The organism is Vibrio hannami (assembly GCF_029589055.1).
In the GTDB taxonomy this organism is placed as follows: Bacteria; Pseudomonadota; Gammaproteobacteria; order Enterobacterales; family Vibrionaceae; genus Vibrio; species Vibrio hannami.
In genome coordinates this window covers 820,157-839,113 of sequence record NZ_JARQZP010000003.1, presented here as the reverse complement: position 1 = coordinate 839,113, position 18,957 = coordinate 820,157, and the positions used below count along the sequence as shown (strand labels likewise).

Annotated in this window: 13 protein-coding genes and 2 tRNA genes; 11 read left to right on the top strand and 4 right to left on the bottom strand. The window is 42.7% G+C overall.

The window, feature by feature from the left end:
- The first annotated feature begins 41 nt into the window (after positions 1-41).
- Positions 42-3,065, top strand: coding sequence for an efflux RND transporter permease subunit (locus P7F88_RS05515; protein ID WP_422127806.1), 3,024 nt, complete (start codon positions 42-44; stop codon positions 3,063-3,065).
- Positions 3,066-3,267: 202 nt separating this feature from the next.
- Here the strand turns inward: P7F88_RS05515 and P7F88_RS05510 are convergent, their stop codons facing one another.
- Complete coding sequence (locus P7F88_RS05510; RefSeq protein WP_277822634.1) at positions 3,268-3,783, bottom strand: NUDIX hydrolase; 516 nt, start codon at positions 3,781-3,783, stop codon at positions 3,268-3,270.
- Between the two features lie 191 nt (positions 3,784-3,974).
- Between P7F88_RS05510 and P7F88_RS05505 the strand changes: the two genes are divergently transcribed.
- From P7F88_RS05505 to P7F88_RS05485, 5 genes are all read left to right on the top strand, one after another.
- Positions 3,975-5,636: an ATPase RavA domain-containing protein gene (locus tag P7F88_RS05505; RefSeq protein WP_277822632.1), complete on the top strand. Its 1,662-nt coding sequence runs from the start codon at positions 3,975-3,977 to the stop codon at positions 5,634-5,636.
- A 12-nt stretch (positions 5,637-5,648) separates the two neighbouring features.
- The gene (gene viaA / locus P7F88_RS05500; protein ID WP_277822630.1) at positions 5,649-7,094 is read left to right on the top strand and encodes an ATPase RavA stimulator ViaA; all 1,446 of its coding nucleotides are present in this window, start codon (positions 5,649-5,651) and stop codon (positions 7,092-7,094) included.
- 165 nt (positions 7,095-7,259) lie between these two features.
- Positions 7,260-7,333, top strand: a tRNA-Cys gene (locus P7F88_RS05495).
- 3 nt (positions 7,334-7,336) lie between these two features.
- Positions 7,337-7,425, top strand: a tRNA-Gly gene (locus P7F88_RS05490).
- Between the two features lie 444 nt (positions 7,426-7,869).
- Positions 7,870-8,553, top strand: a complete 684-nt coding sequence (locus P7F88_RS05485) for a MaoC family dehydratase (protein ID WP_277822628.1) — start codon at positions 7,870-7,872, stop codon at positions 8,551-8,553.
- A 75-nt stretch (positions 8,554-8,628) separates the two neighbouring features.
- Here P7F88_RS05485 and P7F88_RS05480 read toward each other — a convergent pair whose 3' ends face one another.
- A complete protein-coding gene (locus P7F88_RS05480) occupies positions 8,629-9,450 on the bottom strand; it encodes a phosphate ABC transporter substrate-binding protein (RefSeq protein ID WP_277822626.1) in 822 nt (273 codons plus the stop codon).
- Positions 9,451-9,628: 178 nt separating this feature from the next.
- Between P7F88_RS05480 and P7F88_RS05475 the strand changes: the two genes are divergently transcribed.
- Complete coding sequence (locus tag P7F88_RS05475) at positions 9,629-9,988, top strand: DUF3024 domain-containing protein (protein ID WP_277822624.1); 360 nt, start codon at positions 9,629-9,631, stop codon at positions 9,986-9,988.
- A gap of 23 nt (positions 9,989-10,011) precedes the next feature.
- On the opposite strand, the gene P7F88_RS05470 is transcribed toward P7F88_RS05475, so the two are convergent.
- Positions 10,012-10,812, bottom strand: coding sequence for a helix-turn-helix transcriptional regulator (locus tag P7F88_RS05470; RefSeq protein ID WP_277822622.1), 801 nt, complete (start codon positions 10,810-10,812; stop codon positions 10,012-10,014).
- 65 nt (positions 10,813-10,877) lie between these two features.
- Positions 10,878-12,875, bottom strand: a complete 1,998-nt coding sequence (gene rnb / locus P7F88_RS05465) for an exoribonuclease II (protein WP_277822620.1) — start codon at positions 12,873-12,875, stop codon at positions 10,878-10,880.
- A 391-nt stretch (positions 12,876-13,266) separates the two neighbouring features.
- Here rnb and P7F88_RS05460 point away from each other — a divergent pair, with 391 nt between their 5' ends.
- The 4 genes from P7F88_RS05460 to P7F88_RS05445 all read left to right on the top strand — a co-directional run bounded on the left by P7F88_RS05460 (position 13,267) and on the right by P7F88_RS05445 (position 18,865).
- Positions 13,267-15,129, top strand: coding sequence for a DEAD/DEAH box helicase (locus P7F88_RS05460; protein WP_277822618.1), 1,863 nt, complete (start codon positions 13,267-13,269; stop codon positions 15,127-15,129).
- Between the two features lie 290 nt (positions 15,130-15,419).
- Complete coding sequence (locus P7F88_RS05455; RefSeq protein ID WP_277822616.1) at positions 15,420-16,613, top strand: acetate/propionate family kinase; 1,194 nt, start codon at positions 15,420-15,422, stop codon at positions 16,611-16,613.
- Between the two features lie 315 nt (positions 16,614-16,928).
- Complete coding sequence (locus P7F88_RS05450; RefSeq protein ID WP_277822614.1) at positions 16,929-18,086, top strand: alpha-amylase family glycosyl hydrolase; 1,158 nt, start codon at positions 16,929-16,931, stop codon at positions 18,084-18,086.
- On the top strand, positions 17,999-18,865 hold the full coding sequence (locus P7F88_RS05445) for an alpha-amylase family protein (protein WP_277822612.1): 867 nt from the start codon (positions 17,999-18,001) through the stop codon (positions 18,863-18,865). Before P7F88_RS05450 ends, P7F88_RS05445 begins: the two co-directional genes overlap by 88 nt.
- Positions 18,866-18,957: the final 92 nt, after the last annotated feature.

Genomic DNA, 18,957 nt, shown 5'->3' with positions numbered 1-18,957 from the left:
ATATAGCAGAATACTCAATTAAACACCGAGTTATCGCGTGGATGTTTCTAGTCATACTCATTATCGGTGGTGTGCAGTCTTTTCTGGGTTTAGGTCGTTTAGAGGATCCTAAGTTCACCATCAAAGAAGCCATGATTATTTCAACCTATCCGGGAGCAACAACCGAAGAAGTAGAAGAAGAGCTGACATATCCTCTTGAAAAACAAATTCGTCAGCTGCCATATGTGAAAAACATACGCTCAATTTCATCTCGCGGTATGTCTCAGATAAGAGTTGAGATGAAGTCAATTTACGGTGCTGAAGAACTCGCCCAGATTTGGGATGAGATGCGTCGGAAGATTAATGACTTTCAACCAATGCTTCCTGCAGGTGTGAATTCAGTTCAGATTATAGATGACTTCGGAGATGTGTATGGTGTCATGCTCATGCTTACCGGTGAAGGCTATTCATATGTAGAGCTTGAGCGTTATGCCGACGCGCTTACTCGCGAGCTGGATCTTGTTCCTGGTGTAGGTAAGGTATCGCAGGGCGGCGCTCAGGACGAACAGTTGTTCGTTGAAATTTCCATAGACAGGCTGGCATCTCTGGATCTTGATTTTAATAATGTTGCTAACCTGCTTGCTACGCAAAACAGCGTGGTATCTGCTGGTGATCTGATGATCAATGGTCAGAGCATGATGATCAGACCGAATGGTTCTCTGAACTCGGTAGAACACCTAGAGAATCTGATCATCAATGGCCGTGATACAGGGAATCTGATCCGCCTAAAAGACGTGGCAACCATTACTCGTGGTATAGCAGATAAACCAAGCAACGTTTTGACATACAACGGTAAACCTGCGATTAATCTGGGTGTTTCCTTCTCCGATGGCGTAAACGTCGTTGAGGTTGGTATGCGTATTGAAAAACGCATCAGTGAACTGGAAAGCCTTAAACCAGCAGGGCTTGAGCTTAACTATTTTTATAACCAGGCTCAGGAAGTAGATAGCTCGGTACAGGACTTTGTTATCAGCCTTGCAGAAGCGGTTGGTATTGTAATCGTCGTTCTGCTTTTTGCTATGGGCATGCGTAGCGGCATTATCATCGGGTTGGTACTGCTGCTAACGGTATTTGGTACCTTTATGTTGATGAAGGCAACGGATGTCGAATTACACCGTATCTCGTTGGGCGCTTTGATCATCGCGCTGGGTATGCTGGTGGACAACGCTATCGTCGTGGTCGAAGGTATTCTTGTCGGGTTGCAGAAAGGTAAAACCAAACTGCAGGCATCGGTCGATATCGTGAAGCAAACTCAATGGCCATTGCTTGGTGCCACCGTTATTGCGATTACCGCTTTTGCACCTATCGGCTTGTCAGCAGATGCTACAGGTGAGTTTATGGGGTCGCTGTTCTGGGTCCTGTGTTTCTCGCTATTTTTTAGTTGGGTTACTGCTCTGACATTGACCCCTTTCCTTGCGGATCTTCTACTTAAAGAAAGCGAACCTTCTGAAGATGGTGAAGTAGTAGATCCTTACAAAGGGGTATTGTTCGTCGTATTCGGTGCATTGCTCAAGTTCTGTATGCGTTTCCGCTGGCTAACGGTGATTGGTATGGTTGGCTTACTTTTCGGTGCGATTGTCGCGTTCGGAAGTGTAAAACAGTCGTTCTTCCCAGCTTCAAACACACCTATGTTCTACGTCGATCTTTGGTTACCGGAAGGCACTGATATTCGTGAAACCATCAAGCAGACCGAGAAAGTAGAAGAGTACATTCGTTCTCAGGAAGGAATAGATTATGTGACGACATCTGCTGGACAAGGCATGCAGCGATTCATGCTGACGTATGCTCCGGAGCAGTCGTACGAGGCGTATTCACAAGTTCAGATTCGTGTGAAAGACCGAGAGTTGATCAATCCAATGATTGAGAAGCTTGAAAAGGAACTACCGTCTTTATACACCAAGCCAGATTTCCGATTCCGTGTTCTTGAGTTTGGTCCTTCTCCGGCTTCAAAAATTGAAGCACGTATCTCAGGGCCTGAGCCACAGGTTTTGCGAGAACTGGCTAAACAGGTTGAAGATGTTATCTCGGCCGATCCAGGTGCTCGCAACGTTCGTCACGACTGGCGTGAAAGAGCCAAAGAACTGGTTCCTCAGTTTAACGAGTCTAAGGCACGTCGTCTTGGTGTAACCAAAGAAGATTTATCGAACACACTTCAGACCGCTTTTGGTGGCTCAACCATCGGTATGTTCCGCGACGGCACTGAGATTTTGCCAATTGTAGTGCGCTTACCAGAAGACGAGCGAGTGAACTTTGATACGGTTCAGAACCTGGGTATCTGGAGTCCAACATTACAGACATACGTTCCTATCGAACAAGTTATGGATGGAATCACTATGGAGTGGGTCGAGCCTCTTGTTCTACGCCGTGACCGTAAGCGAACTCTGACGGTACTGGCTGATCACGATATTCTGGGTGATGAAACACCGGCTGTGTTGTTCTCCAGAATCCGTCCGGCAGTAGAAGCTATTGACTTGCCTGAAGGGTATGAAATTACATGGGGTGGTGAGTACGAGTCTTCGTCTGATGCACAGCAGATGCTGTTTAGCTCGCTACCAATGGGTTACTTGTTCATGTTTATCGTAACCGTGTTTTTGTTCAACTCAATCAAGAAGCCTCTGGTTATCTGGTTTACTGTTCCATTGTCGATTATTGGCGTGTCCATAGGTCTGCTCGGTACTAATATGCCTTTTAGTTTTACTGCGCTGCTGGGCCTTTTGAGCCTCAGTGGTATGGTTCTGAAAAACGGTATCGTACTGATGGATCAAATAAATATCGAGCTGGAAACGGGCAAAGATAAGTATCAGGCTGTGTTTGACAGTGCTATCAGCCGTGTAAGACCAGTAAGTATGGCAGCAATCACAACTATTCTGGGTATGATTCCGTTAGTATTTGATGCCTTCTTCGGTTCTATGGCTATAACAATTATGGCAGGCCTTGGCTTCGCAACGGTTCTGACTCTGGTTGTTGTGCCGGTAATGTTCGCATTGCTACATGGTGTTAAACCACCAAAACCAGTGAAAAATTAATTTTAAGTTCTACGGATAGAGTCATATTTAGGTTCAGGATGCTACCTAAAGCCCTGTCTTCCGCATTGACGATAATTGCTAAGTGAATGCGGTTTTTCCACTGCCTTGGACAGGGTTTTTCTCTTATTTTTACGCCCGCATCTATTATGCGGGCGTTTCTTTTGGTGGTAGAGATATTGTCGGTGAGACCGGCTTGGCTTTATCAGACCAATTTAGCAAGCTTTGCACGGAATAATGCCGCGATGGTTTTAGAGTCGGTGATGTCTCCGTTTAATATTTTATTCTCTATTTCCTGTACGGAAAGCTCCTTTACCTCTATCACTTCGTCATCATCACAACTTAGCCTATCGGTTTTTTTCAGTTGCTTTGCAATGAATATAAACTGGGTCTCATCGCAAAAACCCGCAAGTGGTGTCAGTTCCCCAAGGGGGATAAATTCTTTGGCACTATAGCCGGTTTCTTCTTCTAACTCTCTTTGCGCGCAGACTATGGGTTGTTCATTTATCTCCATAGTTCCGGCTGGTATTTCAAGCATCCATTGCTTAATTGATGGTCGATACTGATATGTGATAATGACTTTACCATCATCAGTGATTGGAAGAATCACTGCTGCACCTGGATGTTTGATAGAAGTGTGAAGGATATTTTTATTGTTCGGAAGAGTGATGTTTTCTTCTGTTAGCTGGATGCTTTTCCAACTATGTATTTTTGTAATCATTGTTTTCAACCTGCGATGTACTTATCGTTCGGGTAAGGTTATATGTTTAGCGTTTCAACAACGACGCGATAATTAACACATATCTAGTAATTGTGCGTTACATGGATCAATTATCAAATAATTATAATTAGTAACAAATACGTAACAATGTCAGAATCTTATATACCCAGAACAAATAAGTGATATACCGTATGCTAGCTCCAAGTAGAAGTCATGCCAACAAAGCGTTACTTTCAGAAAGAATAAATAAACTGGCAAAAGCCCTGTCTGATGGTGTCTATGAACGCGAAGACACGGTCAAACTTTGTCTTCTCGCGACGTTAGCTGGCGAAAGTGTTTTTCTTTTAGGCCCTCCAGGTATTGCGAAAAGCTTGATAGCTAAACGGCTCATTCATGCGTTTGGCAGCAGCAGCTATTTTGAATATCTGATGACTCGATTCTCTACGCCTGAAGAGGTGTTTGGCCCCTTAAGTATTCAAGAGCTCAAAGACAATGGCAAGTATGTTCGATTAACGGAAGGATATCTGCCAAAAGCCGAGATCGTATTTCTGGACGAAATATGGAAAGCAGGCCCGGCCATTCTAAACACTCTTCTTACTGTCGTTAACGAAAAAACCTTTAAAAATGGGGCTGAGCTCGAGAAAGTACCAATGCGCTTGCTGGTTACTGCTTCCAATGAGCTACCAGATGAAGATAGTGGATTAGAAGCATTATACGACAGGATGCTGGTTCGGGTTTACCTGAATCGAATTCAAAGCAAGCAGAATTTTAAATCGATGCTCACGGTTGGCACGCCTGACGAAGCAACGATTCCTGAAGAGTTGGTCATTACTGATGATGAATATCACCGTTGGCAACAAGAATTATTGGATGTTGAACTGACGGATACCGGGTTTGAGAAGCTATATGAACTAAAAACTATGCTGGAAAACAAAGTTCAGGACTTAAATTCGGAGCTGGCTGACAAAGATCTTTATGTATCAGACCGCCGTTGGAAAAAGTCCGTTAAATTGCTTAAAGCCAGTGCGTACTTTAATGGGAGAGATACCGTAAACCCATTGGATTTGCTGCTACTTAGAGACTGCTTGTGGCATAGCCCTGAATCAAGGAACCTGGTTACAGAAGTTATAAGAGAGTTCGCTCTTTATCATGCGTTTGATCAGGATGTTATTCACCATCAAATCAGAGTTTGTAGAGATGATTTAGCTTCCATTAAGGAAGAAATTGAAGATCAGTTCTCGATGATGCTTTCTACTGAAATGCAAAACAAGTTATTAAGAAAAACCGAAGGGTATCAATATGATCTTTCTGGGGCAAAAACTTATAGCGTTGGTTCTGCAAGAGGGTTAGTAAAACTTGTTATGCTGCTTAGTAACATGTCGGTTAACGAAGCGGAAAAAGGTGATAGTCGCTGGGTCTATGTTTCCAAAGATGAGCTTGAGAAGGTCATCCGGGAAGGTGGTGGTGACGCGTACGGATATGTGAATCAGAACAGCAATATGTGTCGTTTGCGATTTGATCTTGGACCAGCGAACAACTTAGTTATTAAAGATATAGCCAATCGCTCTGTTCCCGTCGGACTTGTTGGCAGGGAAGGGCTGAATAGCAGCCTCTATGAAGAGTGGTGTGAAAAAGCGGACAAAGCGTTAACGCGAATTATTGACGCAGAACATCATCTTAGAAAAGTACGCTCTGATTTTCATGGTGCGTTACCTCATAGCTTTGTTGATCCATCACTACCTCGTGAAATGGAAAGTAGCTTACAAGGGGTTTTGGAAGAGCTGGAAGATATCAAAGAAAAGAGTGAGAAAGCCGCTCAACGAATCAAAAATTTTAACCAGTTTTTTGAGTAGAGGCGAATAGAAATGCTTGGCGCTGATGGTTTAAACCTGGCGATGATGATCGCTGAATCGGGGATTATAGATAGTGCTGTGAATGATCTTATCGGTCGTTCACAGTTATTGATGATCCCTGAAAATAAAGCTATCAAGGTATCTCTAAAAAGGCAGATAGTTAAGTGGCGTGGAAGTGCTAAAAAAAGAATTACTAAGGTCTGCGAAACAGAGCATTTTCAAAATGAACTGAATCTATATCAGGAGACGATTCATCTCACAGAGGAAGAGTTTTACCAGCAACTACCTTCTATTTTGGAAAGGTTGGACTGGCACTCATCTTTTCATAAGAAAGCCAAAAAGTTGGTAAATAGGAACAAGGGCGTAAGTAATCCAGTGTTCCCACACTACTTCTGTGAACAGTGGTACAAAAGTTTATCTAAGGCGATTAAGCAGGCTGAAATTGCCCAGCTTGAGTCTGATAAAGAAAAGTTTCTTTCGGAGCTTTATCAGCGTATTGAGACATTAAAAAATATGGATAAGCTAGAGGAGGTCGGAGAGCTTAACCAGATGGGAAGACTCTGGGATATGGCGGCCGCTCGTTTATCAAAGAAAGATGTTTCCACGATGAAGCGTTACGCCGAGTTCTTAAAGAAAAATAGTGAATTGCAAGCCATTGCTGAGCAACTTGGAAGAATGGCAAGTAACGTTGATGATCCGAGTCTGCATAAGTCTCCAGTTGAAGAGCTCAAACTAGTGGAAGAGAGAAGCGATTTCGCTACAGATGATATCGTTGGTGTGCATGAGAGTGACGACTTAAATCGTATGCTTCCTAATGAAACCATGTTTCTTGCTTATCCGGAACTAGAAGTGGTGTTCTACAAGCATCTGGTAGACAAGCGATTGATGAACTACAAGGTGAAAGGAAAAGCTCGAAAGTTAAGACAAGTAAAAGCACATAAGCCCGAGTCAAAAGTCGTTGATATAGAGAAAGGGCCGTTTATTGTCTGTGTTGACGCCTCAGGATCGATGAGTGGTTTCCCTGAGCAGTGTGCGAAAGCGATGGCGTATGCGTTGATGCAAATCGCCCTGGCTGAAGACAGAGATTGTTATGTGGTTTTGTTCTCTACTGAACAGATAACTTATGAATTGACTCGCCAGGATGGCTTAAAAGAGGCCAGTGATTTTCTTTCTTATCAATTTCATGGTGGTACAGATTTTGAGCCTGTTCTGATTAAGTCTGTGGATCTGATGCAGTCGAGCAAATATCGCAACGCAGATATGGCAGTAATATCTGACTTTATTGCGCCGAGGCAACCGGACGAGATTCTGGATTTGGTAAAAGGTCTACAGGCTCAGATGAATCGTTTTCACGCGATATGCTTGTCAAAATACGGTAATCCACAACTGATGCAGATGTTTGATCACTGTTGGTCTTACCACCCAAGTATGCTAGGACGCATAATGAAACGCTGGTAACGGCGAATAGATGATCAGTTTGATTCAATATTGTCCAAACGAACCGAATTTTGTAAATTCATAATTGACTCAGAAAAATAAAAGGGTAAAGTACGCATCAACGCAGAGATGAGGCAACTCTTTGTTATCATTGAATTCTGCGACTGTTATTTAAACAGATAAAAAGGCGCGTTGGCAGAGTGGCTATGCAGCGGATTGCAAATCCGTGGACCTCGGTTCGACTCCGGGACGCGCCTCCATTTGCGACACTAGCTCAGTTGGTAGAGCGCAACCTTGCCAAGGTTGAGGTCACGCCTAGAACCTCGAATTGGGAACCTCATGTGTCGCTCCAAATTGAAAATGCCCGATCAGAAATGGTCGGGCATTTTGCTATGTACTGGCCAATGTTGGCAACAGTTTAATTGTTAGAGTGTAACCTTGCCAAGGTTGAGGTCACGCCTAAAACCTCGAGTTGGGAACCTCGTGTGTCTCTCCAAATTGAAAATGCCCGATCAGAAATGGTCGGGCCTTAATTCATTTTAGTTGGTTTTATTTCCCAAAGCGTGCGGCAAGCCACACCAGGGTCGAAATATTTTCAAACAAAATAGTATGAGATCCGATGAGTTTTAGAAACTAATAAAATAGTGTTTTATTGCCTAAGGTGATGAATTATAAAAATAAAAGTAAAATCCGCTAACACCTGTACGCTCGAAACTATTTGCATCATATTGTGATCTCATTCAAAATTATGCTTATCGCAGTTCTGAGAAGAACTTTTTATTAACTGAGGGTTTATATGAAAGTCGTTGATATTCTAAAACACAAGAGTGAATCGCTCACCAAGCATCACTTCGAACTGAAAGAATTGATGTCACCGTTTTTGAAAGAATATTGGGATGACTTTGTTACAAAAACACACTCTAACCACCTGGTAGGGTGGGTTAAAGAGCATGCGTTGCCTGCCGTTAATGAAGAAGTAAAGCCAACTCAGGAAGAGACCTTCGAATTATGCGATGTTGCCAAAGCGCTTTATGTTGAGTTGTCTGAAAAGCTTGGTGAAGAAATTCACGTAGGTGATTGGGTGACTATTGACCAGGATAGAATCAATGCATTTGGTGATGTTACTGAAGATACGCAATGGATTCATACCGAACCTGAGCGAGCGGCTCAAGAATCGCCATTTAAAACAACTATTGCCCATGGCTTTTTGACTCTGTCTATGTTGTCTAAAATGACCGACAGTGTTGACCCGGAAAACCCAATGTTCCCGACAGCCAAGATGGTTGTTAACGTTGGTCTGAACGAAGTGCGATTCCCATATCCTGTAAAGTCAGGAAATAGAATTCGTACTCATAGTATTCTAAAAAAGGTAACGCCAATTAAAAAAGGTCTGGAAATTGAGCGTGAGCTTAAGGTCGAGATAGAGGGTGTTAGACGTCCTGGCTGTGTGGTTGTCTCGGTAGTCAGGCTGTACTTCTAATCTACGGCTGTTCAATTTAGAGAAGGGAGCTTTTCACGCTCCCTTTTTACGTTATAGCGGATTGTTACCTAACAATCACTTTTTGGTCGGTGTATAACCGTACTGAGTAATGAGTTCCTTAGCTCTGTTCGATTTGATAAACGTAACAAAACCAAGTGCGTCTTCAGTAATATTTTGCTCTTTGTAGAGAATAATAAACGGTCTGGCTAATTTATATTCTCCGGAAGCGATAGTCTTAGGCGTTGCTTCAACCCCTTCAAATTTTAGCTCTTTTACCGATCGATCCACTGAACCTTCCGAAACAAAACCAATGGCGTGCGGATTATTCGTAATAATGGTTTTCACCATACTGTTACTGTTTACGACTAGGTTAGTTGGGTTGATGTCAGATACTTGTTTACCTTTGATAACGCGTGTTAAACCAAGTAATGTTTCAAAACTATATCGCGAGCCAGAAGCAGCTTCTCGGGTTACAACGGCAATTGGCTTATCAGCGCCACCAATTTGGGTCCAATTAGTAATTTTGCCCTTGTAGATATCAAACAGCTGTTGGCGAGAAAGATCTTCTACTGGGTTTGCATGGTTAACAACAACAGCAAGTCCATCGTAAGCGAAAGTATGAATGATTAGGTCACTTCCGGACAACTCACCTTCAGTAATGTAACGAGAGCTCATTCCAATTTCAGCGACACCTTTTTTAACCAGCGTAACGCCTGCAGTTGAGCCAACTCCCTGAACAGCGATATAAGATTCAGGATGAGTCGAGTTGTAGTCCTCAGCGATTACATCCATCACACGGGCAACCGATGTAGAACCTGATACATTAATTTCTTCAGCATGTGCAGCAAACGAAATGGTTAAAGCTGCGAGTAACGAGCTGAAAACGAGACGAAACATAGAAAACTCCTGGAGCGTAAAATTCGATTTTTATTCTAGTAAGTTGACAATAATATTTCTTAAATATGACGCTAGTGTGACGTTGACGACATCTTTGATTTTGAGCTTAAATTTAACAAGTAAGAATTCTCAGATGGGAGTATCATCTTAATATCAAACTTCAATAAAAGAGTTGTATATGAAGCTATCTGAAATAGAGCTATTTCGTCTGGAAAAGGTTGTGCAAAAGTTCTGTCAAAGGCGTAATCAAAACGTGCCGGCAGAAATGGGAAAAGCTCAATATGAACTGGTTGAGGATGGTGTTTATTTCTCCAAACAGTGCTTCCTGTTAGATTCTTCGCATATCAACGCTGTTTGCCCTGTAGCGAAGCTGATTTTTAATCCGGAGGCGCTCACTTGGAAAATTGAGGTTGCTGAGTATGATGAGAGCAATCTGGAAAATGTAGATTGGTATGGCTACCCTTACAAGGAAGCGACAGAGAGCCTTGAGGAGCAACTCGACGAGTTACTCCACGATCCACATAATCTTTTCTGGTAGAGGAGGGAACGATTTAGTAATTGTTATCCACCGTGAACAATTCTTTGTCTGAACTCTTTCGGAGTTATACCTTGAACGCCTTTAAACGCGGTACTGAAATGCGCTGCACTCTTAAAGCCAGACTCAAAGGCTATTTCTGCGATGGACTTATTCGTAAGGCGAAGTTTGGTAGCAGCATAGTTAACCCTCTTGACTTTCAGTATCTGAGAGAAACTCAACCCTTCAGCCGCTAACCTGCGCTTTAACGTTGCCGTAGACATACCAAGGAAGCGCGCTGTATTTTCGAGAGACACTTCGTTTTCTATGTTCAGTTCAATAAAACGAATGACTTTCTGAGCCGCGCTCTGATTACACGCACGTTGTAAAATTGGAATGTGACTAGGAGATGTGGTGATAATCTCCATGATCAGGGCAACAGACAGTGCTTCCAGAGTTTGATCTGAGCTTTTATGTTCAGCAGCTTCAATAAGTAGGCTTAGGATATTTGGTGCAACTGGCTTCGCCGAATCGATGGGTGAGAAGGCTGATTCATCTGTGTAAGTTTGCTGCGGAAGCTGAAGATAAAATTGTTGTAGTAAACTTGGCTCAAAGGTGATTACTTTAGCCGCAAACTCGCCATTCACTGGGTGGGATTCAACCTTCTTGAACTCTTCCGAGTGATAGATAGTGAATTGACCAGCGCATAACTCACGGCTCTCATCTTGATGAGTTCGGTACTTAACCAAACCATGTTCGACCAGAATAATTCCGCATTGTGTTACGGGGTAACGGTCTTTTTTCCGTGTTGTGAAACTGCTGTGATTGTAGATGGTAATTCTTGCCATACTTTTTATTCTTATCTTTAAAAAGGCGCTTTTTTAATAAGCGCCAGTACCACAAATAAAGCTAGTTACTCAGATTTATTGTTCGGGTTATCTGCTTCAATGTCCGAAAATACTTCTGTTGGCTTTGCGACTATACTTCTATTTTCAATGTTTACTTCTGTCAGCACTATTTCTAACACATCTCCCAATTTGTAAACGTGATCGTTGTCTATTGAAACCGTGCCTTCATCGCCGTTACACACGATCCGTGTCTTGTTATCCAAAATTAGTGAGGCTGGAATAAATGCCGTCGATCCGTTTTCTAATATTCTTACGCGCATACCCGCGCGGTTAATATCGAAAATTTCACCTGAAAACTTAGTTTCATTTTTAGGCTCATTGCTCAACGTTCTCGCATACAACCAATCGGCAACATTTCGTTCAGCTATCTTGTGATGTTTCTTGTGGATAGCCAATTCCTCACCAATCAGGCTGTCTGGTTCCTGTACCGGCGCTTTTTGGAGTATGTGTGCTTTTAGTAGACGGTGATTTATCATATCGCCATACTTACGAATTGGAGATGTCCAAGTTGCGTAAACGTCAAGTCCCATCGCAAAATGTTCAGATGGTGTTGTACAAACTTCGCTGTAGGTCTGATATTTACGAATTCGATTATCGAGATAGGTGGTATCCTGGTCGTTTAGCCAACGTCTTAACTCGCTGAAACCTTCAAGTGTCTTAAGGCTTTCTTCAGTGAATGGCAGTATTGCCTCTGGGTTTACCAGGGATACAATGTCTTTAATTTTTTCTGGCTTAAAGCCTGCGTGAGTATTAAAAACACCTTTTTCAAACGATCTAGATAGTACTCGACCAGCGCAGATGTTTGCTGTAATCATTGCCTCTTCAACAAGCTTGTTTGCGGTGCGTCTTTTATCAGCATGGATAGCAATAACATCGTTGTCTTCACTTAGCTCAAAGCGGTAATCCGGTCTGTCAGGGAAAACAACTGCGTTTTCTTCACGCCACTTTGTACGGGCTGAGCTAAACTCGTTGAGCACTGTAAGTACATCGGCAATTTCGCCTTCAGGAATCCAGCACTGATCTTTTTCTTCAAGCCAGTCGGAAACATTATCGTACGCAAGGCGGGCATGTGATTTAACGGTAGCTGCAAAGAACTTGATTTCATCTGTGATGACACCGTTATTATCTACTTCGACTGTACAGCAGAGGGCAGGGCGTTCCTGATCCTGAATGAGAGAGCATAGATCATCGGCTAAATCGCGAGGTAGCATAGGAATGTTTCTACCAGGCAGATAAATGGTAAAGCCACGCTCTCTGGCTACCTTGTCCATATTATCTTCAGGTGAGATATAAGCGGTTGGATCGGCTATCGCAATGGTCACTTCGAAGTTGCCATTATCTAGCTGGCGAGCATACAGCGCGTCGTCCATATCTTTTGTTGAGTCACCATCAATAGTAACAAACGGTATATTTGTCATATCGATTCTGTTCAGGTCTTCATCGTCGTTTAAAGACCAGTTTTCGATACCTTCTGGCTCACTGTTCGGCAGGTCATTCTCTGCAAGGGTCACCCACCATGGCGCTATTTTGTCATTGGCATCGGTGATTTTTTCACTTATCTCAGCAAAAAAGCCATTATCGCCCTTTAGCGGGTGACGAATAAGATGAGCGACTACCCAGTCGCCTTCGTTAAGTGTTTCGGGATTTAATCCTTTTTTCGCTTTTGCCTTTAGGGACAAGCGTTTTAGTTGTGGCAGATCTGGTACCACATTTAGCTTACCCTTAAACATTTTGATACGACCAATAAAGCGGTTCAGGCTTTGCTCGATAAGCTCATCTGGTTCGGCTACTTCTTTTTCGTTTTCTGTACGAATCAGAGCGACAACCTTATCTCCATGGACGCATTTTTTCATGTATGGAGGTGGGATAAAGAGGCTGGTTTTGCTATCAACTTCTAAAAATCCAAAGCCCTTATCGGTTGCTTTGATCGTGCCTTCTTTTTTTGGAATATTTTCTTTAATTTGCTGTTTTAGCTGGGCGAGTAATGGATTGTCTTGAAACATCTCGATCTTGTCTTACGTAAGTGATTGGGCACACTATAGCATTGGCACGTTAGATTTCTACTATGAGCTCGGGTAATTTTCAGCGTTCAGGCGTTATTTCAGCTTAAAAATTTTGCAATATGATATTTTGAAGTCAAACAAACGATAAAAATCGATAAAAATCGATAAAAGTGTGATGAAATTCAATTTTTTCTGGCTTTTTATATGGTTTTGGTGCATCATCTCGCCCCCTTAAACGTTGTCCCTGAATGCTTTAAGTTATTTTGTACTGTCAATACGTACCTTCGGGTAGGTAATTGAATAGAATGGATTCCGCGTGTAGCGAACAAAGCAGTATTCGAATTGAATGAGCAAATGGGACCAGATATTAATCATATAAAGTAGGATCCCAATGCAAGATTCCGAAATCCAATTCAGCCAGTTAGCGCTGAATGACGCCCTTTTGTCTGCACTTGATGAAATGGGTTTTGTTTCCCCAACACCAATCCAGGCGGCTGCAATTCCTTTCCTTCTGGAAGGTAAAGATGCACTAGGTAAAGCTCAAACTGGTACCGGTAAAACCGCAGCCTTCTCTCTTCCTGTTCTTAACGGACTGGATATCAAACAGTACAAGCCACAAGCTATCGTTCTGGCTCCAACGCGTGAACTTGCTATTCAGGTTGCGGCAGAAGTTAAAAACCTTGGTCGTAATATCAAGGGACTAAAAGTTTTAGAAATCTACGGTGGCGCGTCTATCGTGGATCAAATGCGTGCACTTAAATCAGGTGCTCACATTGTTGTTGGTACTCCAGGTCGTGTACAGGATCTGATTAACCGTGACCGTCTGCACCTTGATGAAGTTAATACCTTTGTTCTTGATGAAGCAGACGAAATGCTGAACATGGGTTTCGTAGACGATGTAACTGAAATCATGGAACACGCTCCTGAATCAGCACAACGTGTACTTTTCTCAGCAACTATGCCTCCAATGCTGAAAACGATCGTTGATCGTTTCCTTCGTGATCCAGCGCGTATCGACGTAGCAGGCAGTAACCACACTGTTGAAAAAGTTGAACAGCAGTTCTGGGTAGTAAAAGGTGTAGAAAAAGACGAAGCAATGTCTCGCCTTCTTGAAACGGAAGAAACTGATGCATCTATCGTGTTCGTAAGAACGCGTCAGGATACAGAGCGCCTTGCAGACTGGCTGTCTGCTCGTGGCTTTAAAGCTGCTGCATTGCACGGTGACATTCCACAGTCTTTACGTGAAAGAACCGTTGATCACATCAAAAAAGGTGTTATCGATATCCTGGTTGCTACTGACGTTGTTGCTCGTGGTCTTGATGTGCCACGAATCACTCACGTATTTAACTACGATATTCCTTTCGACGTGGAATCTTACATTCACCGTATCGGTCGTACTGGCCGTGCTGGTCGTAAGGGTAAAGCGATTCTGTTGGTTCGTACTAACCAGATCCGTATGCTTCGTACTATCGAGCGTGTTACTAAATCAAGCATGGAAGAAATCCAGCTACCTCTGCGTGACATCGTAGCGCAGGCTCGCCTTGAAAAGCTGGGAACTGAGCTTGAACTGGAAAAAGAACACACGTCTCTGGAAAACTTTGCTGAACTAGTAGAGAAGCTACAAGAACAACTAGAAATCGATACTACAACTCTGGCTGCAATGCTACTAAAACGCACCCAGGGTAAACGACCTCTGTTCTACAAAGGTCCGGACCCAATGATTGCAGCTATCGAGCGTGATAAGCAACGTCGTAAAGAGCGCCGTGAAGGTGGTCGCGATGGTCGTCGTGGTGAAGGTCGTTCGTTCGGCGGAAACCAGGATTGGGATACATATCAGCTACAAGTTGGTCGCGATCAGGGTGTCCAAGTTAAAGACATCGTGGGCGCACTGGCAAATGAACTAGGTTTAACCAAGGGTTCTATCGGTGCAATCAAGCTAGCGCAAGGTCATACTTTTGTTCAGCTTCCTAAAGCGATGAACTCTGATACTGCGGGTAAACTTCGTAAGCTAAGAATTCGTCAGAAAGAAGCGGGCGCTGTAGTTGTTGATTACGATGACTTCCGTGAAAGAGGTGGACGTCGTGATCGTCGCGATGGTGGAAATCGTGATGGTGGTGGCTATCGTGGAAATCGCGATGGTAACCGCAATAACCGTGGTGGAGAGCGTCGTTTCGACCGTAACCGTGGTGGTGATAACAGAGGTAGTTATCGCGGCGAACGTTCTGGCCGAGGTCGACGTGGTGCAGAAGCATAAGTATTTAAAGTACTTATAGATTAATTAGAAAAAATCCGGGCTTTCTATTTGAAAGCCCGGATTTTTTTATGGAATTTTTATACGAAAATTTGAATTTGTATGCCATTTGTCATTAAATTTTAGCTTAAAACAAAATACAAGATTGATCACGATCAATAAAAAATGCATCGTGAATCACTTTAATTTCAATTAAAGTTGAATTATTAAAAAAATATTGAATAATGAAGCTACTCCACAGCTATACCGCATCTAGAATGCAAACTCGATAGGCAATATAGGAAATAAGTCCAATGGCAAACAGCTTTGTACTCGTGATTAACTCTGGCAGTTCATCACTGAAATTCGCAGTAATTGATTCAAACACTGGTGACGCAGTTCTTAGCGGATTAGGCGAGTGTTTCGGATTACCTGAATCAAGAATCAGTTGGAAGTATCAGGGTGAAAAAACTGAAGTTGCGATTACCGAAGAAGGTAACCACCATCAAGCTGCAATTGCTCGTTTGGTAGATTTAGTTAATGAACTTGGCCTGACTCAAGACGTAGTGGCTGTTGGTCACCGTGTTGTTCATGGCGGTGAAACATTTACTAAGTCAGTTCTAATTGACGAAAAAGCTATCAAAGATATTGAAGCTGTTCAAGACCTTGCTCCTTTACACAACCCAGCGAACATCCTGGGTATCAGAGCGGCACTTGAAGCATTCCCGTCACTTCCACATGTTGCTGTATTCGATACTGCATTCCACCAGACTATGCCTTCAAGAGCATTTACAGGTGCAATCGCGAAGAAACTGTATGAAGATTATGGCATTCGTCGTTACGGCTTCCACGGTACAAGTCATTACTATGTAAGTCGTGAAGCTGCGAAAATGTTGAACAAACCAGTAGAAGATTCCAGCTTTATCTCTGTACACCTTGGTAACGGTGCATCTGTTTGTGCAATCAAAAACGGTAAGAGTGTGGACACTTCAATGGGCTTTACACCGCTTGCTGGTCTAATGATGGGCACTCGCTGTGGTGACCTTGACCCAAGTATCATTGAGTTTCTGTTGAAGAAAGGTTGGACTCAGGAAGATATTTTCGACACTCTAAACAAGAAATCAGGCTTCCTAGGTGTATCTGGGTTAACAAGTGATGCTCGCGGTATTCTTGAAGCGATGGAAGAAGGTCATGAAGGTGCAACACTGGCTTTCCAGGTATTCACATACCGTGTTGCTAAGTACATCGCGTCTTACACCATCCCACTAGAGTCACTAGATGGTATTATCTTCACCGGTGGTATTGGTGAAAACGCACTGCCTATCCGTCGCGAGATCTTAAACAATCTTAAACTGCTAGGTTTTGTCGAAGATGCTAAAGGCAACGAAGACGCTCGTTTTGGTGCTGCTGGCATTATCGGCAAGTCAGAGCTTCTAGGAGCAGTTGCGATGGTTGTACCAACTAACGAAGAACTGGTTATCGCTCAGGATGCAATTTCTCTGGCTTAATGTTGCCAGAATATGAATAATCTAAGGCAGCTCTAAGCTGCCTTTGTTTTTTAGCCACGCTATGCTCTCATCTCAACCGCAGGTTATCTGAGTTCTGTCTTGTTGTACGCTGATCACAAATTGCAACTTAAATAGGCTTAACTTAGCTTAACTGTAACTTAATCTATCTTCTGTTATTTATTGCGCTTTCCATTTCTACTACTCTAAATGTCAGTATTAGACCTTTAAGTATAACGGTTTTTGATGTTTTGGGCCCGTTTTGTACGGTGTCTTAATCGTTAAAGTAGATAGAGTTTAAGTATCTCAGGAGTTTAGATGCAAAGTCCGGATATCGCTGAAAAAGCACTTAGTAGAGTACTTTCTACTATTGATTTACCAAAGCTAACAAAAAAAGACGAGAAAGTGTTTCATGACAGGTTGAATCAATACTTCCCATCACTTTTTGACAAACTATACCTACTGTATGGGGAAACGTACGATTTCTTTTATCACTTGCAACAACTGGTTATTGGTCTGGCCGATGCCTTTAAAGCTAGAAAACGAAAGCTCAAAGACAAAGATCTGTTACGACTAAATCAGCCTCGTTGGTACAGAAGCGAAAAGATGCTGGGTATGGCTTTGTATGTCGATCTCTTTGCCGGAAACCTTGATAACCTAGTTGAGAAGATCCCCTACCTAAAAGAACTTGGTGTTAACTATGTTCACCTGATGCCTCTGTATAAATCTCCTGACGGTGACAGTGATGGTGGGTATGCAGTTTCAGATTATCGTGATGTAGATAAAAAACTGGGTACAAAGAGAGACTTAATAAAAGTAGCAGACGCATTCAATGATGCGGGCATCAGCCTGGTGCTCGATTTTGTATTTAACCACACATCAAATGAACATGAGTGGGCACAAAAAGCAATCCAGGGCGATCCGCAATTTGAGGACTACTACTATTTCTTTGAGGATAAGCAAGAGGTTGACGAATATAACCAAACTTGCCGTGAAATATTTCCAACTGTTCGTCGTGGCAGTTTCACCTACCTGGAAGAGAAAAATAAGTGGGTCTGGACAACATTTAACAGCTTCCAATGGGATCTAAACTTTTCCAATCCCGCTGTCTTTAACGCGATTACTGGTGAAATGCTGTTTCTGGCTAACATAGGGTGTGAAGGTTTGAGACTAGATGCACTCGCGTTTATCTGGAAAGAGAAAGGTACTCAGTGTGAAAGTTTGCCAAAAGCCCATACACTGATTCAGTCATTTAACCTATGCTTACAGATTGTAGCGCCATCAGTTCAGTTTAAGTCTGAAGCCATCGTACACCCAGACGAGGTGGCACAGTATATCGGTAAAGATGAGTGTCAGTTATCTTACAACCCCTTAATGATGGCATTAATGTGGGAGAGTTTGGCTACGCGAGAAACCAAACTTCTTACTGCTTCGCTGCAAAAAGCTTCGAGATATCAAAAGAATGCAGCTGGGTAAACTATATTCGTTGCCACGATGATATCGGCTGGACCTTTGATGATAAAGTTGCACAACAGCTTGGAATCAATGGCTTTGATCATAGAAAATTCCTTAATCAGTTCTATACCGGTCGGTTTGAAGGCTCGTTTGCCAAAGGCGTTCCATTTCAGGAGAACCCTGCAACCGGAGATTGTAGGGTATGTGGCTCTTTAGCGTCGCTTGCTGGTTTAGAAAGAGCGATTCAAACCAAAGATCCTTTAAGACTTGAGTACAGCGCTAAACGGGTAAGGTTGTTGAACAGTATTAATCTGAGTATTGGTGGAATACCACTAATTTATCAGGGGGATGAGCTAGGTATTCTGAATGACTACAGTTATGAAGAAGTGCCACATAAACGCGAAGACTCAAGGTGGGTAAATAGGCCGGCTATTTCCGACAAAGCGATACAACTTGCTCATACCCAGGGTACTGCTCAGTGGCGAATTCATCAGGATCTGACTCAGATGATAAAACTACGTAAGTCGAGTCCTGTGTTTGGAGAATCGACGACAGAGATTCTTGAGACTTACCAACCACATCTGTTTGCCTATGCTAGGTGCCACGAAAATGGCGAAAAACTATTGGTGATCTGTAATTTCGCAGAGAAAACACAAACTGTTCCTAGTTCCATATGCGATATCTTAGGATCGAAAAACATAACTGATATGTTGTCAGGAAAATCAATCGCTAATTTCGAAATAGATGAAGACAAGATACTTTTGAATGGCTACGACGTAGTTTGGTTCAAGGTAAATTGACCAAAAGCGTAGAGTGTCCTTTTTGAATAGAAACCCTAACATGATTGTTGGGGTTTTTATTGTTATAACGACAATTCGCTGACCATTTTCTG

What these genes read in the sequence shown, in the direction of transcription:
- P7F88_RS05505 (WP_277822632.1), top strand. Translation starts at nt 3,975, where the DNA reads ATGCTAGCTCCAAGTAGAAGTCATGCCAACAAAGCGTTACTTTCAGAA.
- P7F88_RS05480 (WP_277822626.1), bottom strand. Translation starts at nt 9,450, where the DNA reads ATGTTTCGTCTCGTTTTCAGCTCGTTACTCGCAGCTTTAACCATTTCG.
- P7F88_RS05460 (WP_277822618.1), top strand. Translation starts at nt 13,267, where the DNA reads ATGCAAGATTCCGAAATCCAATTCAGCCAGTTAGCGCTGAATGACGCC.
- rnb (WP_277822620.1), bottom strand. Translation starts at nt 12,875, where the DNA reads ATGTTTCAAGACAATCCATTACTCGCCCAGCTAAAACAGCAAATTAAA.
- P7F88_RS05450 (WP_277822614.1), top strand. Translation starts at nt 16,929, where the DNA reads ATGCAAAGTCCGGATATCGCTGAAAAAGCACTTAGTAGAGTACTTTCT.
- P7F88_RS05470 (WP_277822622.1), bottom strand. Translation starts at nt 10,812, where the DNA reads ATGGCAAGAATTACCATCTACAATCACAGCAGTTTCACAACACGGAAA.
- P7F88_RS05475 (WP_277822624.1), top strand. Translation starts at nt 9,629, where the DNA reads ATGAAGCTATCTGAAATAGAGCTATTTCGTCTGGAAAAGGTTGTGCAA.
- P7F88_RS05455 (WP_277822616.1), top strand. Translation starts at nt 15,420, where the DNA reads ATGGCAAACAGCTTTGTACTCGTGATTAACTCTGGCAGTTCATCACTG.
- P7F88_RS05515 (WP_422127806.1), top strand. Translation starts at nt 42, where the DNA reads ATGTTTCTAGTCATACTCATTATCGGTGGTGTGCAGTCTTTTCTGGGT.
- viaA (WP_277822630.1), top strand. Translation starts at nt 5,649, where the DNA reads ATGCTTGGCGCTGATGGTTTAAACCTGGCGATGATGATCGCTGAATCG.
- P7F88_RS05485 (WP_277822628.1), top strand. Translation starts at nt 7,870, where the DNA reads ATGAAAGTCGTTGATATTCTAAAACACAAGAGTGAATCGCTCACCAAG.
- P7F88_RS05510 (WP_277822634.1), bottom strand. Translation starts at nt 3,783, where the DNA reads ATGATTACAAAAATACATAGTTGGAAAAGCATCCAGCTAACAGAAGAA.